This is a genomic window from Thermococcus sp., assembly GCF_027011145.1.
GTDB lineage: Archaea > Methanobacteriota_B > Thermococci > Thermococcales > Thermococcaceae > Thermococcus.
This window is the reverse complement of sequence record NZ_JALVAO010000015.1, coordinates 24,823-39,623: the sequence shown is the minus strand read 5'-3', so window position 1 is coordinate 39,623 and position 14,801 is coordinate 24,823. Positions and strand designations below refer to the sequence as shown.

20 protein-coding genes are annotated in these 14,801 nt (G+C 51.0%); 9 read left to right on the top strand and 11 right to left on the bottom strand.

Annotated elements, in window-relative coordinates; all coding sequences use genetic code 11:
* Window position 1: 1 nt before the first annotated feature.
* A complete protein-coding gene (locus MVG27_RS01260) occupies window positions 2-1,078 on the bottom strand; it encodes a hypothetical protein (RefSeq protein ID WP_297555950.1) in 1,077 nt (358 codons plus the stop codon).
* A 62-nt stretch (window positions 1,079-1,140) separates the two neighbouring features.
* Between MVG27_RS01260 and MVG27_RS01255 the strand changes: the two genes are divergently transcribed.
* Together MVG27_RS01255 and MVG27_RS01250 are read left to right on the top strand one after the other, a co-directional pair.
* Window positions 1,141-1,689, top strand: a complete 549-nt coding sequence (locus tag MVG27_RS01255) for a DUF531 domain-containing protein (RefSeq protein ID WP_297555998.1) — start codon at window positions 1,141-1,143, stop codon at window positions 1,687-1,689.
* Complete coding sequence (locus tag MVG27_RS01250) at window positions 1,665-2,162, top strand: signal peptidase I (RefSeq protein ID WP_297550178.1); 498 nt, start codon at window positions 1,665-1,667, stop codon at window positions 2,160-2,162. Before MVG27_RS01255 ends, MVG27_RS01250 begins: the two co-directional genes overlap by 25 nt.
* 83 nt (window positions 2,163-2,245) lie before the next feature.
* Here the strand turns inward: MVG27_RS01250 and MVG27_RS01245 are convergent, their stop codons facing one another.
* Genes MVG27_RS01245 through MVG27_RS01230 form a run of 4 tightly spaced genes read right to left on the bottom strand, consistent with a single transcriptional unit; the run spans window position 2,246 to window position 5,201 of the window.
* A complete protein-coding gene (locus MVG27_RS01245; protein WP_297550177.1) occupies window positions 2,246-3,160 on the bottom strand; it encodes a D-2-hydroxyacid dehydrogenase in 915 nt (304 codons plus the stop codon).
* Window positions 3,161-3,162: 2 nt separating this feature from the next.
* On the bottom strand, window positions 3,163-3,810 hold the full coding sequence (locus MVG27_RS01240) for a TIGR00153 family protein (RefSeq protein WP_297550176.1): 648 nt from the start codon (window positions 3,808-3,810) through the stop codon (window positions 3,163-3,165).
* Between the two features lie 13 nt (window positions 3,811-3,823).
* Window positions 3,824-4,738: a 2-dehydropantoate 2-reductase gene (locus MVG27_RS01235; RefSeq protein WP_297550169.1), complete on the bottom strand. Its 915-nt coding sequence runs from the start codon at window positions 4,736-4,738 to the stop codon at window positions 3,824-3,826.
* Window positions 4,739-4,742: 4 nt separating this feature from the next.
* Window positions 4,743-5,201 carry a hypothetical protein gene (locus tag MVG27_RS01230; RefSeq protein WP_297550167.1) on the bottom strand — a complete coding sequence of 153 codons (459 nt, stop codon included), beginning with the start codon at window positions 5,199-5,201 and terminating at the stop codon, window positions 4,743-4,745.
* A 45-nt stretch (window positions 5,202-5,246) separates the two neighbouring features.
* Here MVG27_RS01230 and MVG27_RS01225 point away from each other — a divergent pair, with 45 nt between their 5' ends.
* From MVG27_RS01225 to MVG27_RS01215, 3 genes are read left to right on the top strand one after another with little or no spacing between them, the layout of a single operon-like run.
* Entirely contained in the window at window positions 5,247-5,945 is a 699-nt protein-coding gene (locus tag MVG27_RS01225) for an RNA methyltransferase (RefSeq protein WP_297550165.1), read from the top strand.
* Window positions 5,946-6,470, top strand: a complete 525-nt coding sequence (gene otg, locus MVG27_RS01220; protein WP_297550163.1) for a methylated-DNA--protein-cysteine methyltransferase — start codon at window positions 5,946-5,948, stop codon at window positions 6,468-6,470. It begins immediately after the preceding gene.
* Window positions 6,458-7,474, top strand: coding sequence for a tetratricopeptide repeat protein (locus MVG27_RS01215; protein ID WP_297550161.1), 1,017 nt, complete (start codon window positions 6,458-6,460; stop codon window positions 7,472-7,474). The genes otg and MVG27_RS01215 overlap by 13 nt, the downstream gene beginning before the upstream one ends.
* A gap of 8 nt (window positions 7,475-7,482) precedes the next feature.
* Here MVG27_RS01215 and MVG27_RS01210 read toward each other — a convergent pair whose 3' ends face one another.
* Together MVG27_RS01210 and MVG27_RS01205 are read right to left on the bottom strand one after the other, a co-directional pair.
* Window positions 7,483-7,860, bottom strand: coding sequence for a PIN domain-containing protein (locus tag MVG27_RS01210; RefSeq protein WP_297550159.1), 378 nt, complete (start codon window positions 7,858-7,860; stop codon window positions 7,483-7,485).
* Window positions 7,857-8,099, bottom strand: a complete 243-nt coding sequence (locus MVG27_RS01205) for an AbrB/MazE/SpoVT family DNA-binding domain-containing protein (RefSeq protein ID WP_297550157.1) — start codon at window positions 8,097-8,099, stop codon at window positions 7,857-7,859. The genes MVG27_RS01210 and MVG27_RS01205 overlap by 4 nt, the downstream gene beginning before the upstream one ends.
* A 120-nt stretch (window positions 8,100-8,219) precedes the next feature.
* On the opposite strand from MVG27_RS01205, the gene MVG27_RS01200 reads away from it, so the two are divergent.
* Together MVG27_RS01200 and MVG27_RS01195 are read left to right on the top strand one after the other, a co-directional pair.
* Complete coding sequence (locus MVG27_RS01200) at window positions 8,220-8,690, top strand: CBS domain-containing protein (protein ID WP_297467204.1); 471 nt, start codon at window positions 8,220-8,222, stop codon at window positions 8,688-8,690.
* Window positions 8,691-8,699: 9 nt separating this feature from the next.
* Window positions 8,700-9,824: a cation:proton antiporter gene (locus MVG27_RS01195; protein WP_297550187.1), complete on the top strand. Its 1,125-nt coding sequence runs from the start codon at window positions 8,700-8,702 to the stop codon at window positions 9,822-9,824.
* Here the strand turns inward: MVG27_RS01195 and MVG27_RS01190 are convergent.
* Window positions 9,821-10,015: a hypothetical protein gene (locus tag MVG27_RS01190; protein WP_297550155.1), complete on the bottom strand. Its 195-nt coding sequence runs from the start codon at window positions 10,013-10,015 to the stop codon at window positions 9,821-9,823. The genes MVG27_RS01195 and MVG27_RS01190 overlap by 4 nt on opposite strands.
* 90 nt (window positions 10,016-10,105) lie before the next feature.
* On the opposite strand from MVG27_RS01190, the gene MVG27_RS01185 reads away from it, so the two are divergent.
* Entirely contained in the window at window positions 10,106-10,441 is a 336-nt protein-coding gene (locus tag MVG27_RS01185; protein WP_297550186.1) for a nascent polypeptide-associated complex protein, read from the top strand.
* Here the strand turns inward: MVG27_RS01185 and MVG27_RS01180 are convergent, their stop codons facing one another.
* Together MVG27_RS01180 and MVG27_RS01175 are read right to left on the bottom strand one after the other, a co-directional pair.
* Complete coding sequence (locus MVG27_RS01180; RefSeq protein WP_297550153.1) at window positions 10,442-10,789, bottom strand: carboxymuconolactone decarboxylase family protein; 348 nt, start codon at window positions 10,787-10,789, stop codon at window positions 10,442-10,444. It lies immediately after the preceding gene.
* Between the two features lie 61 nt (window positions 10,790-10,850).
* Window positions 10,851-12,404: a hypothetical protein gene (locus tag MVG27_RS01175; RefSeq protein ID WP_297550151.1), complete on the bottom strand. Its 1,554-nt coding sequence runs from the start codon at window positions 12,402-12,404 to the stop codon at window positions 10,851-10,853.
* A gap of 71 nt (window positions 12,405-12,475) precedes the next feature.
* Here MVG27_RS01175 and hflX point away from each other — a divergent pair, with 71 nt between their 5' ends.
* A complete protein-coding gene (hflX, locus tag MVG27_RS01170) occupies window positions 12,476-13,747 on the top strand; it encodes a GTPase HflX (RefSeq protein WP_297550149.1) in 1,272 nt (423 codons plus the stop codon).
* A 1-nt stretch (window position 13,748) separates the two neighbouring features.
* On the opposite strand, the gene MVG27_RS01165 is transcribed toward hflX, so the two are convergent.
* Window positions 13,749-14,711, bottom strand: coding sequence for an inorganic phosphate transporter (locus tag MVG27_RS01165; RefSeq protein ID WP_297550185.1), 963 nt, complete (start codon window positions 14,709-14,711; stop codon window positions 13,749-13,751).
* Window positions 14,712-14,801 lie beyond the last annotated feature (90 nt).

The window sequence follows — 14,801 nt, the reverse complement described above, 5'->3', positions numbered from 1 at the left end:
CTCACCCAAGGGACATGGTCTCGATGTCCCTTAAGGTTTCCGCCCTGACCTCCGGCAGGGGTATTGATTCCGCGACTTTTCTTGCCTCCTCGTATTCCTCCCTTTCGGCCAATGCCATTGCTATCCCCCTGAGCGCACTGCTCTTCCTTCCTAGGTCATTTATTTTCATAGCAAACGTAAGTGCATCTTTGAGACTTCCAAGCTGGGTCAGGAGCATGGCAACCCTCTGGGCGCTTGCCGGTGAAAGCTCAACGTTCTCAGCTTCCCTCAGGGCATCCCTTACGACATCGACGTACGTCGGTTCGTTCACTCTCTTCATCCAGAGGGCCACTTCAAGTTCTCCGATCAGTCTAGATACTCCTTTGAACTTCTTCCTTATCAGGGCCAAGGCATAGCGGTAGCGTCCCTCAAGTAGTGCATGCCTTATCTCGGGTAACCCTGTTTCGCTCATTATCTCCGCCAACTGGAGTTTTTTCTCGGTAACTCCAGCCCTCTGGTTTACGTGAAGCTTGTCGAAAATGTCGAAGGCCGTTCTGTAGAAGCCAATAGCCTTTTTTGATAACAACTCATCACCTGCGCTCTCTATGAGTTCTGCTATCCTCAGAAGACCGTCAACCTTGTTCCTATATGAGACCTCTGCCCTTGCTATAACCTCGAAGGCAACATCAAAGAGCCCCATTGCTGTTTTAGCGTCTCCAGTTGTGGCAACATAGTAGGCTATGGTTGCAAGGGCTTCACCCTTAAGAAGGGGGTCTTTAATTTTTCCCGCTTCTTCTATGGCAGTTGTAAAGACATCAGAAGCTTCTTGGTAGTACCCAAGGGTGTGAAATGCAAATGCGACTATGGAGTATCCCACGGCCTTTAGATATGGATCTTTTGAGCGGTCGGCTATGTATTCTGCATCTTCTAAGATGCCCGGAATCCAATCCTCTGGCCCACCTTTACGTCTTATTGTGAGGGCAACACTCACAAGAGCTTCAATTTGTTCAAGCTCATCATCTAGCCCCCACACCCTCTCGAGAGCTTCTTCGAACTGACCCCTTTCGGCTAGGGCTCTAATACTATCTAAATCCGTCATGGCAACCTTTAGTTAGTTTCCAAACCCTTATAAACCTTCTCAGGTTTTTTCCAATCATGCCGATGCTAACCTTGGCCCTTTACAACACCTACGACGTTAGAAAACTCCACGAGGCTCACATCAGGGCCATAGCCCGCTCCGCGCCCATAGCGTACGCCTACGGTTTTCACCTCGCCCTCGTGGGGTTTCCGCTTGAGGGAAAGCCAATCGAGATTGCCGAGGAGGTGAGTGAGTCAACGACGATAGGTGAGGGCGGAAAGTACCTCCTCGAGCTCGCCAGAACGAACCGCTTCCATCTGCTCGATTTTCCGAGAAAAGGGTTCCCCCCGCAGTTTGGAGTCTCCGTTGCAACGACAAGGAAGCCTTCTCCTGAAAAGGAAATAACACCCCTTGAACTGGCCGAGAGGGCCCTCAAGGGCGAGCGTTTTCTCCTCCTCATCGGGCTTGGGAGGCACGGCCTCCCGAAGGAAACCTTTAAGTTGGCGCGCTATCATATGGACGTCACGGGGAAGAGGGTTAGTCTTGAAACGTGCACGGCTATAGGTGCGATAGCTGTTAGAATCGCAACGTATATGGAGGCCTTGGCATGGAGGAGTGGAAGAAGGAGGTAGCTTGGTTTTTGGTGGCCATAGTGGTGGTATTCGGAATCCAGGCCGGCCTCAGGGTGGCCCTTCACACGGATTCGCCACTGGTTATAGTCGTCAGCGGTTCTATGGAGCCGGTCTTTTACCGCGGGGACGTGGTGCTCCTCAAGGGGGTTACAAGCCCGAATCAGGTTAAAGTTGGTGACGTCGTGGTTTACAAGCGTCCTGGCTACGAGTATCCAATAATCCATCGCGTTCGCTACATCTACACCGTTAAAATAGACGGAAAGCCCGAGACGTGCTTCGTAACTTGGGGGGACAACAACCCGGTTCCCGACCCGCCGTATCCAACCCCCGAAGGCCTGCTCGAGGTCCGCCTTCCAGATGGCTACATATCTGGCTGTGTTCCTGCCTATGCTGTGGAGGCTAAAGCCGAACTCGTGTTCCCCAAAATAGGTCTTATTCCCCTTTGGATTCGCACGTATCTTGGCCTGGGATGATGTGAGGGTAGGTGGCTGAGTCGTGATGAGCTAATCGGCCCCTGACCGCTTTGTTTGTTTTTTAAAAAGGGGGAAGAAGAGGTTCACCCCCTTAAAATCTTTACAATCTGCTCCGCCACTTGAACTCCAGCGCGCATTTGTGCCTCTTCCGTTGAGGCACCTATGTGGGGAGTGAGGACAACGTTGTCGAGCTTTGTGAGCGGGTGGTCCTTCGGAAGTGGCTCCTCCTCGTAGACGTCCAATCCAGCTCCGTAAATCCAGCCCTCATTCAGGGCTCTGACTAGGGCATCGGTGTCAACGACCGCACCTCTTGCTGCGTTGATAAGTATGGCCGTTGGCTTCATAAGCCTGAGCCTCTCCTCGTTTATGAGGTGGTAGGTAGCTTCTATAAGCGGGACGTGGAGGGTAACGACGTCGCTCTCCTTCAGGAGCTCCTCAAGCGATACGAACCTTCCGTTTACCTCCTTTGCCCTCTCCTCATTGGGCTTAGGGTCATAGAGAAGGACGTTCATTCCAAAGGCCTTGGCTATTCTCGCAACTTGATAACCTATTCTGCCGAAGCCTATTATTCCAATTGTCTTACCCTCAAGCTCTATGCCGAGGCACTGCTTCTTGGCCCAGACGCCTTCCCTCATCTTCCTGTCAGCGAAGGCTATCTTTCTGGCAACCGCAAAGAGCAGGCCGAAGACTAGCTCGGCAACGCTTCTGCTTGAGGCACCTGGGCTGTTGACGACCTTAATTCCCCTTTCTTTAGCCGCTTCGAGGTCTATGTTGTCGAGGCCGACGCCGGCCCTTCCGATGACCTTGAGCTTGGGGGCGTTCTCTATTACCCTTCTCGTTACCTTCGGTTTGCTCCTCACAATTATTGCATCAACGTCCTTAACAAGTTCAACAAGCCTATCTTCATCTGGATATTCCTCGTAGATGATATCAAAACCAGCTTGCTTCAAAACTTCAATGGCCTTTTGATGGAGTGGAGCAGCGACGAGAACCTTCATATTTATCCCCTCCTCTTGATCGCCATCAGCATGACTTGGTCGGAAGCGTCTTCTGCGCGGTCGGCAATATCACCGATCTTTGTAATGGCCTGATTCCATATCAGTTTTGCATAGGTTGTTATGCTCTCGCTATCGAAGACCATCGCCTTGAGCCGGTACTCTACTCTGTCGGCATTTTCCTCCATGTCCTCGGTCTCCTTGGCAAGTTCCAAGGCCTTATCTACATCTTCGTTGAGAGCTTTTACCGCCTCCATAAGCTTCTCGTAGGTTTTTACAGCCTCCTCAACAAGGGCCATTATTTCTTCTTTCAATTCTCTAGGAACCATCGGCTTGGCCAGAATAAGAGTGTGTGCAGCACTCTCGGCGGCATCAGCAACCTGATCTATTAGCTCGCTCAGCCTGACGTAATCACCTCTGCTTGCCGGCAAAAACGCTCCCTCATAGAGCATGAGTTCTATAGTTCTTCTCAGCTTGTCTGCTTCACTTTCGAGCTTTGTTACTTCCTCCTCGAGTTTTTTCGCTTCGCCAAGGTTCCCGTTAAGGTACTCTTCGATTAGCTTTTCAAATGTCTTAACGGTTTTGTGAACAACTTCCAGGTGCCTGTCTATTGCTTCAAACACGTTGCTTTCCTTACCCCCGAAGATGGCCATTTCCACACCCCGCCTATGGATTGGCTGAACCCCTATTTAGGTTTTCCTTTGCCCTGATGAGTGCCCAGAGGAGTTCGTTCCTCGGAGCTTCAAGGCCAACGGCGTTTGCGTACTCAACGATTTTGCCGTGTATGTAGTCCACCTCGGTTTTCCTGCCACGCCATATGTCCTGCAAGGTCGAGTTGTAGTTGTTCCTGGTTCTATCTATCGTGTCCCAGAGCAGTTCAAGGGGGTGAACCTCGAACTCTATCCCAAGTTGCTGGGCAACAATACAGCCTTCCCTTGCTATCTCCACTGAGATTCCCTCAAGTTCCGGGATTTCCCTCAAGGTTCCGTTCTTGACTTCCAGAACGGTTCCAAGACCGTTTATGACCGAGTTAACGATGACCTTCGCCCACTTCCAGCCGATTGCGTTTTCCGTGACTTTGGTCTCTATCCCTGCGCCCTTGAATACCCCGGCTACCTCTTCAACGAAATCGTCCCTCCCCGTCGGGTACTTCCCAATGACAGTTATTCCCCTTCCCGTCCACCTGACCACACCCCACTCCTCAAGCATGGCCCCGTTGGTTGTTATTCCGCCTATTACCCTCTCGGTATACCTCATCGCCAGCTCCTCGTTGCCGAGACCGTTTTGAACGCTCAGAATCCACGTTCCATCGCCAATGCAGTTTCTCGCGCACTCAAGGGCGCTTTTCGTTGAGTATGATTTGGTCGAGAGAATCAGCAAGTCCGGTGGCTCGTTTGGAGCGTACAGCGAGGCTTTGACATTGACCGTGAATTCCTCAACGCCCGTGACCCTGAGTCCTCTCTCGTTTATGGCCCTTACCTGCTCCTCCCGGCCGATAAGGAGGACGTCGTTTCCAGCTCTGGCCAAAAGACCGCCGAGAAGGGAACCTATGCTTCCGGCTCCGAGCACGTAAATCCTCATCATCTCACCTCAGGAGCTTTCTAAGGTGGTTGAGCGAGTAAATGTAAACCCCAACGAAGAGCGCCAGCTTGATGTTCTCAGGAACCCGGTAAGCTCCGATGAGGTAGAGTGCCGATACCGGCAAAAGGCCGAAGGAAGATAGAACCCTGTTCCTCACTAGGAGGAATGGAACGGCGACCCCGAGGATTGCCTCCCATCTCCCGAGGTTGTAAAGGCCGAGGGCAATCGCAAGCCCGGTCCCACCGAGTATCGCGTTGAGAAAGCGTTCCCAGAACTTGACGGGCTGTTTCTCGTAGGGCCAGCCGAGTGCCAGTATGAGAAGGGAAGCCAGAGCCAAGCCGTATCTGACCCTTTCTTCCAGTGGATACGTCGCTGAAAACGCGAGCAGGGCTCCGGCCGAAAAGGGCCTTGCCCTCTTTTTTATCGCCGGGATTATCAGGGGAACGTAAGCGAGTCCGTACATGCTCCCACCGCAAGCGTTTAAAGAGTCCACCTTAAATGCATACCGATGCTCTCGGTCGTTCTCGTTGAACCGGAAGGGCCGGCCAACGTGGGCATGGTGGCAAGGACGATGAAGAACTTCGGCCTTTCGAGGCTAGTCCTGATAAACCCGAATGTAACGGAGGAAAGTTACCTGTACGCGGTTCATGCGAGGGACGTTCTTGAAAATGCTCTCATACTTAAGAGCTTTGAGGAAGCGCTTGAGCTCTTCGATTTAACCGTTGGAACGACAGGAAAGCCGGGCAGGAGCTTCATACCCTACCGCGCTCCCATATATCCGTGGGAGCTTAGAGAAATCCTTAATAGCTATCCCGGTAATGTAGGGCTCTTCTTTGGGAGGGAGAGCATCGGCCTGAAGAACGAGGAACTGGAGTCAATGGATTTGGTCGTTACTATACCAACGAGCGAAGATTATCCAGTCATGAACCTGGCCCAGGCCGTTGCAATAATCCTCTACGAGGTGTCTAAGGAAACACCTACGAGAGAGCTTTCCCTTGAACCCGCCACAGCCCGCGAAAAGGAGGAGCTGGTTAAAATCTGGGCGAGGTTGTTGGATGTCCTCAACTATCCTAAAGACAGGGAGAGGAGGGAGGTCTTTATCAAGGTCTTTAGGAAGGCTGTGGGCAGGGCTTTCCTCTATGGAAGGGAAGTTCACACCCTAATCGGGCCCCTTAGAAGGGCCGTTAAAAGGCTGGAGGAATGTTGAATGCTCGCCATTGAGAAGTTTAGGGTCAACGGCCGTAACGTCTGGGTTGGTGTAATCTTTCACGGGAGAATTCAGGGGATAAGCTTCGCCTTCACGAGGGGGGAACTGCTGGAGAGAGTCAGTAATCTAGCGGAGTTCCTCCGGAAGAGGGGGGTAAGCCTTTCCCTCGACGTCCAGCCGAGCAACTACACGGAGCTGGTTTACCGAGTTATGGTCGGCGACATAGACAACGAAGAGGCTCTGAAGGAGATTTCCTTTGAGGGGGTAACGCCCTTCGAGAGGAGAGTTTACGAATGGCTCACGAAAAACGTTAAAAGAGGGGCCGTTATAACCTATGGTAACCTTGCCAGGGCTCTGGAGACGTCGCCAAGGGCAATCGGCGGGGCGATGAAAAGGAACCCGTATCCCATAGTCGTTCCCTGTCACAGGGTCGTGGCCAGCGACGGTATCGGCTACTACAGCTCTGGAATCGAAGAGAAGAGGTTCCTGCTCGAACTTGAGGGGGTGAAAGAATGGACAAGCTGAAGGCGTATCTAATCGGTTTCCTTATCACAATCTTGGCTATCGCCGGGTTCATAGTCTACAGGTGGGGCTGGATAAAGCTCCTCCAAGTGATTCTGGCAATCGGATTCGTTGGGTTTACCCTCCTGCTCCTCTTTTTCACGGCTCTGACACTCTACGCTGAGAGCTGGAAGTATGGAGTAATCCTCGCCGTTCTGACCGCTATTGCGGGCTATGGTTCGTACCTTGTTTTAACCTGGCAGAACCTCAAGGTGGTTGGGGGAATAATAGCCTTCTTCATCTTCCTCTTCGCCTTTGGAATCTGGTACATAAGTGAGCCCGATTTGAGCATAGCGGACCGCTTCCGCTCGGCTGAGAAGCTTGAGAAGATGGGCAGGTACAGGCAGGCCGCGAGGAAATACGAAAAGGCCGGGAACTACGTTAAAGCTGCAGAGATGTACCTGAAGCTCGGATGGCTTGAGAGCGCGGCGTGGGCCTACGAGAAGGCCGGCAAATACGAGAAGGCCGCTGAGCTCTACGAGAAACTTTACGAGAAGGAGAAGGACACCTACTACCTAAAGGAGGCCCACGAGTACTGGAAGAAAGCTGGAAACATGGAGAAAGCGGCGAAAGCCCTCGAGAAGTACGCCGAGGAAGAGCCCTGGTTCTGGGAGGACGTTGCCAAGCTCTACGAGGAACTCGGAAACGAGGAAAAAGCTAGAGAAGCGTGGGAAAAGGCTCTTGAGTATTACAAAAAGGAGGCCGAGGAGGAAGGCGTCTTCTGGGAGGACGTTGGAAACATAGCGAGGAAACTTGGCATGGAAGAACTCGCGAGGGAAGCCTACAGGAAGTTCCTCGAGTACTGCCTGAAGGAAGCCGAGAAGGACCCGATGTGGTGGAAGCACGTGGCAGAGGCATACGAGTACCTCGGCGAGAAGGAGAAGGCAGAGGAGGCCAGAAAGAAGTACGAGGAGTACAGGCAGAGGATTATGAAGGCCAACGAGGAGACATCGCACTTTCCGGATTGAGAAGTGGGCTAAAATGTTCTTTTTATTTCACTAATTTTGTCAAAGTCGCGGTCGTTTGATAGGATTGTGTCTATTCTGTGAGCTTTCATCGTTGCATAATGAATGGCGTCATCGAAGTCAAGTCGCTTGCACTTCTCGGCTTCTGACAGAATCTCGGGAGTTAGGGGGACGATTTTTATTCCAAGCTCGGGGAGTATGCCCGTCAGCTCTGGTTTTTTATTGCCCTTCCCTTTTCTTCGAAGGAGAATGTGGAGTTGCCAAACGGTGAGTGCAGAGGTAATCATCCTGCCGTAGTACTCCTCAATAAGCTCCTTAGCTCTAATCCCGAACTCTTCATTTGCAGTTAGGATGTAGTAGACAACATTGACGTCAACGTAAACCCTCAAAGCTCATCCCTCAAGAGCTTTTCAGTTTCTTCTTCAACTATCTTGTCAATCTCCTCGGCGGTTAAGTCCTCCCCTTTAAAGATGCCCCAGTACTTTTCTATCTTCTTTCTTATTGGAACGAGGATTATCTCTCCATTTCTCTCCTCGATGTAGAACTCCTTGGAGCGGAGCTTCTTTCTAATGCTGGCGGGAAGGTAGAGTCTTCCATTGTCATCGAGCCTTGCAATTTCCACGGGCATGGTAAATACTTAGATTTTGGAAAATAAATAGTTTTTGGCAAAATTTTCTCAGTATGCATTGTCTTTCCTCAAAGATTTTAAACCTCTGGCTTCGATTTAATTTGATTGGAGGTGTCCCCAGTGACCAGCGAGAATGAGGAAAGGCCAAAACTCAACATCGCAAAGCTGTCCAAGATGCCCATAAGGCTGGCTATGGAGGAGAAGTTCTTACGTCTAAGACCCGAGGACAGGATTGAGGACCTGATAAAGGGCCTTGAACACAGAACCTGTGCTGTTGTAACGGACGAATCCGGAAAGTTGCTGGGCTTTATCTCCGTTGACGAAATCATAAACCTCCTCTTGCCTCCTTCAGATTACGTTCTCGTTGGGCTTGAAGCCCTTAAAGAGGCTCATTTTGACTGGGACCGACCGGTCAGGGAGATAATGAACCCGAGGCCAATAACGCTTTCTCCCAATGACACGCTCGGCTATGCCCTGGGAATGATGCTTGAGACCGGTGTAAGACAGTTCCCCGTCGTTGAGAGGAAAAAGGTCGTTGGAACGTTCTCCGCCCAGAGCGTTATAAGGCTCCTTAGGGTTTTCGCACGGTGAGGAAAGTTGATTGAACTGATACTTTACCTCGCACTCATGTTGCTCACGGCGGAAACCTTTGGCTGGCTCTTTTCGAGAATCGGACAGCCGGTTGTTCTCGGCCAGATAGTTGGGGGAATACTGCTCGGGCTGGCCTTCCCGCCCACGGAGGAAGTGAAGGACATCTCCATGATAGGCGTTCTCATGCTCCTTTTCCTAGCGGGCCTTGAGAGCAGTGTGGAGGAGCTGAGGCAGGCGGGGAAGAGTGGTTTCTCCGTGGCCTTTGTTGGCGTCGTCATTGCCTTTGCCATGGGCTTTGCGGTGACTTATCCCTTCAAAGGTTTTGACCAGGCCCTGCTTTACGGTGCACTCACCACACCAACGAGTGTTAGCCTAACCGTCAGGGTCCTCATGGAAATGGACAGGCTGAAGAGCAGGGAGGGGACGACTATTCTAACTGCTGCGATAGTTGATGACATACTCGGCATAATCGTTCTAACGGTCGTCATATCATCGCTCGTCTCCGGTGGGGTTAGCGTTCTCAGTCTCGTTGAAATCCTCGTTAAGGTCGGGGTTTTCATAGCTGTCATGGTCTTCGCTATGCCGAGGGTTCTTGACTATGCCCTCAGGAAGGTTGTCAGAATAGGCTTTGCCGACTCTACCGTTACACTCTCTATGGCGGCCCTCTTCGGCTTTGCATACCTCGCCGAGCACATGAACCTCGCCTCGATACTCGGTGCCTACCTCCTCGGTCTTGCACTCAGCGAGACGGAGTTTAGGAAGCCGATTTTCGAGCACTCGAGAATAATAGCTCACTCCGTTTTCGTTCCGCTGTTCTTCGTCGATGTGGGTATGAACATTCCCGTGAAGGATTTGAGGAGTGCTGGCCTCTTTGCCCTGCTGTTTGCACTGGTGGCAATAGTGAGCAAGGTAATAGGGTGTGGACTCGGGGCACTGATTGGTGGCATGAACGCTAGGGAAGCCCTTCGGGTTGGTGTTGGAATGATTCCGAGGATGGGAGTTGAACTGGCCATGCTGGCGATAGCGATGAAGGCCGGCATAGTTGGAAGCGATGCATACCTCGTGATAGTCCTCATGATATTCCTCAGCACCCTCGTTACCCCACCTCTCCTCAAGCTGGCCTTTCGGGACTAGAAGACATCTCCCTCGTCCTCGAGCTCTTTAAGCTCCTCCTCTATTTCCTTCTCCTTCCTTTCGACATAGCGCTCAAAGTAGACAGTGAACAGGTAAACGAAGGCCATCGCGATAACAATCGCTATAAACCCAAAAATGAGGTTCTTTGACGTTATCACTCCTCCCTCCGGTTGGGGTTCGGGCATTGGCATTTTTATCCCCCATTAAATTTTAGTGGCATTCGTTGTAAAGTTTCCGCCAACCTTTTTAAGAGTGGTAACAAACCAGAGCAGGTGGTAGGGATGATGGGAATGAACCCGAGGCAGATGAAGAAGCTCATGAGACAGCTTGGCATAAAAATGGAGGAGCTTGAGGGTGTTAAGGAGGTAGTTTTGAGGCTTGAGGGCAAGGAGATAGTTCTCAAAGACCCCGTCGTCACGGTCATGGTGGTTCAGGGTGAGAAGACCTATCAGATTGTTCCGGGAAGCGAGGAGGTCAGGGAGGTTCTTGAGATTCCGGAGGAAGACGTTCAGCTCGTCATGGAGCAGGCCGGTGTTGATAGGGAAACCGCTCTCAAAGCCTTGAAAGAAACGAAAGGGGACATAGCGGAGGCCATACTCAAGCTGACAGAGGAGTAATTACTCCTTCTTGAACTTCTCTATTGCTTTCACAAGGGGGATTAAGTGCATTAATGCAGGACCGCCTGCCATGAGAACCGCGACAAGGCCTGCCTCTATGAGCTCCTCTGGCTTTGCTCCAGCTTCAAGTGCCTTCTTGGTGTGTAGGTAAATGCACCACTCACAGCCCTGGGCTATGCCGAGGGCCAGGGCAATTAGTTCCTTCTCGCGCGTTGTTAGTGCCTTGTTGTCGAGGGTCTCGCGGAGGAACCTCGAGAAAGCGGCAATCTCCTTTGGGTGCTCCTTCCCAAGTTTGTCTAGAAGTTCTTCAATCTCCTTAAGCTTGACTTCAACCTCCGAGTACTCCACGGAAATCACCGAAACAATATGAATGAGGGAAGTCCTTAAGGTTTTCCTGAACCGGTAGTTTTTAACCACTCGTTGGCACTATCCCCTGCCTGCGCATCTTGAGGATATCGTCTATCACGTCTATCAGTCCGGCTATTATTTCGTCGTACTTACCACCTTCTGTTCCGTACAGTTCTTTTAGTTTATCTTTGAGTTCAAAAAGGCTCTCGGTATCTAGGTCGAGAAGTTTCTGCGCTTCCCTTGCAATAGCCTTCAGGGTAACTCCCCTTGTTTTCTTATCATCTAGGAGCTTCAAAATAAGCTTAAACATCCCCGATAGCATTTCTCTTGAGGATATCTTGTCGGAAAGCCTTGCCATTAATTCAATGGCCCCTTCAACGTCTCTTTCCTTTCCTGATTTGAGCAACGTTTCAAGTAAACTGCTGAAGAACTTCGAGGTGCCGGGATAGAGGGCGTAGATGTCAGCTAAAACCCTTGCGGCTGTCTCCCTTGCCCAAGGATTTTTGCTTTTCAGAAAGTCTCCTAGGACTGGCAAAATCCGATAGGCATCGCTGGGTGTTAGATGGCTTGTAATTCTTGCCACAATCCAGAGGGCGTCGAGCCTTCTGCTGTAGTCCTCGCTTTCAAGCATGTTTAGGACTTTGTCCATAACCTCTGGATCAAGCTTTGCCATCTCAGCAACTATCTCCGTTTTTCCGGCATCTAACAGTCTCTCAACGTCATCTATGCTGTACTGTGTTACTTCAAGTTTTTTTCTGGCTTCCGTTTCACTGATGAACTCCTCGCTGGCCACAGCACTTTTCTCCAGCTTCTCGAGAACCTGAGAGGCTTTAAGGCCGAGCTTAACGTCTCCTTTCAGCTCTTTTATACGCGTTATTGCCTTCAGCTTGTTCCTTGTGCTTATCTCTTTCTCGCGTGAGAGCATTCTCTCGATTGAGTAAAGGGCCCTTTCAACCACGTAGGGATCGGGATGAGCTAAAAGGTCTGCGACACCCTCAAAGATTTCGTTTAGAACTTTTCTGTCTTCAGTTTTCATCGCCATCTCCGTCAAAGCCGTTATCGCGGCACCCTGAACTTCCCTCTTCTTGCTTGAGCCAATAAGGGAGAACAGCCAGTGAATTATCTTGTAGGCTATCTTTACAACCTTTGCACCGAGTTTTCCAAGTCCTTCGGCCGCGTATTCGCCCAGTATGGGTACTCCAGACTTGACGACGTCCTTTAGAGCGTCTGTTACCCTATCATATTCTTCATCGCTTAGTCCGCCTGTTTCGAGGAGGGCGTTTATGAATTCGAGGGCCTTTAGCGCTACTCTCTCATCGTCGTCCTTCACAAGCTCGAGCACACCTTCTAGGGCGAGCTTTTTTCTCTCTCCTTCAAGTTTTCCCTCGGAGAGCATATCGACTAGAACTTGAATAACGTTTGTCCTTACGTGGGGATTTTCATCCCTCAGGAGCTCAAGGAGTATCCTAAAGGCCTTGTCGTACTGCTCTGCAAGGGCCTTAACATCTTTTAGGTGCCAGGCAAGTAGGTCTTTTCTGATACCCCCTTTGTCGATTATTATATCGCCACCTTTCAGTACGGCAAGAAGCGTCAAACCCAGCATAGCTTTCCCCATATGTATTACGGCGTGTTAGGATTTAAGCTTAGCCCAAAGGGTTATTAAGGTACCATCTCCATGGGCCAACGATGAAAGCTATCGGCGTCATAAGGTACTCGCGGAGGGATAGGTTAAGCAAAGCGGAGTTCGAGGAGCTCCTCAGGAGTGCCGGTTACGAGGTTCTCTCAATCCTTGAACAGAACAGGGAGGAGCATCCGCGCTACAACATCGGAAGGGGAAAGCTGGAGGAACTTAAGGAGCTCGTCAGGGAGCTCAAGCCCGACAGGGTTATCTTCGCCAACCGCTTAACCCCTAGTCAGGCCTACAACCTCTGGAAGGAGCTCAGGGTAGAGGTAATGGACAGGTGGCAACTCGTCCTCGAGATTTTCGAAAAGAGGGCGCACTCAAAGGAGGCCAAGCTTCAGGTCGAGTTAGCTTCTCTCCAGTACGAGATTCCCCTCGTGAAGGAAGCGATAAGGAGAATCAAGCTCGGCGACAGGGCCGGTTTCAAGGGAATGGGTGAGTATCAGACCCAGCAGTACCTCAAGCACATCCGCTACAGAATGGGGAAGATACGGAAAGAGCTTGAGAAGGTTAAGGCCGAGCGTGAAGTGCGGAGAAAGAAGAGGGAGGAGTTCGGCTTTATCCTCGTGTCTCTGGCCGGCTATACAAACGCCGGCAAATCAACGCTCCTCAATGCTTTGGCCGGAGAAAACGTTGAGGCCAGAAACCAGATGTTCACCACCCTTGACACAACAACGAGGCGCTTCAAGCTCTCGGGAAAGAGGGTTCTCGTCACGGACACCGTGGGTTTCATAGACGGGCTTCCACCCTTCATAGTTGAGGCCTTCCATTCAACGCTGGAGGAGATTGTCAAGGCGGACATAGTTCTCCTCGTTCTTGACTCAAGCGAACCGTGGCGCGAGATAGCACGGAAGTTCAGGGCCTCAGTGGACGTTTTGAGGGAGCTCAAGGCTCTCGACAAACCAATAATCGTGGTTCTCAACAAGGTGGATTTGATTGAACGGGACGACGCCGAGGAAAAGGCGAGGCTTTTGAAGGAGCTCAGCGAGAGGGTTGGGCTCTCAATAGAGGGCGTTGCCCGGGTCTCTGCAAAGGAGAGAAAACTCGATGAACTCTATGAAATCCTTGAGAGGACAATCCTCAGGCTTCCAAAATACGGAGCCTTTGAGGTCGTCATTGAAAACCCTGCGAAAGTCCCATCCGTGATGGCCCTCCTGAGCTCTGTTGGCGAGGTTCTATCGGTTGATTATGGGGACGTTACGAGGATTCGGGCCTACGTCCAGACTGGAATGCTGAAGGAACTGACAAAAATGGGTGTAAAAATAGAGAGGCTGTGAGTTAAAGCATCCCTGCAAAACTGAAAAGCTTGACCAGAAGGAAGGAAATCCCTATGGCGGTTAAGGGCGTTGCGACCCAGCCGAACAGTATGTCCCTGACCACTTTCTTCTCGACTCCCTGTCCCATTAAAAGGCCCACCCCGACGACGCCACCGACTATGGACTGGCTTGAACTTACCGGAAGTCCGAGGAAGTTGGCCAGACTTACCGATATCGCCGAGCCAAACTGTGCCGCGAAGGCAGAAATAGGCCCGAGGGCCGTTATCTTCTTGCCGACTGTGTGCATGACGGCGTAGCTGAAGGTTAGCGAGCCTATCGCGAGGCTTATTGCCACGAGAACGCCCGCTGTCTTTGGTTCCATAAAGCCCGCTCCAACTATCGGACCGGAAGCGTTTGCGACTTCATTGGTTCCGAAGTTGAAGGCCATGTAAGAACCCCCGAGTATTGCAAGGGCCTTGTAGAGTGCTTCAATAGTTGAGACACTTTTTATGCCAGAGATTACCTTTGAATAAAACTTGTAGAGAACCATTGCGAGAATTCCGGATAAGATTGGAGATATAACCCATGCGGCCGCTATTTTACCCATTGTGAACCAATTTACAGGTGCTTTCATTGCTAAACCGACGCCGATGACGCCACCGACTATTGACTGCGTTGTTGAAACCGGTAACCCCTTGACCGTTGCTATCGTCACCCAGATTCCCGCGGCCAGTAGTGCCAGCAGTGCCATCTTCATGGTTAGGAAGCCCTCGGGCACTATGCCCTTGCCAACGGTTTTCATGACCTTGTAGCCCTTTAAATATGCCCCCAGAACAACGAATATCGCTATCGTCAGCGTTGCCTGTCTGAAACTCAGGATTCCCGAACCTACAGCGGTGCCCATCGCATTGGCAGAATCATTTGATCCTATGTTCCACGCTATGTAGAACGCCACTGCGATTATAGCTATTGCAAGTCCCTCCATATCCACCACTTGCTATATAGTCTATATAGGCAATTAAAAAAGTTTTCGAGAAACGATGAGCGGAAAAAACCATTGGGGGAATTTAAAGTT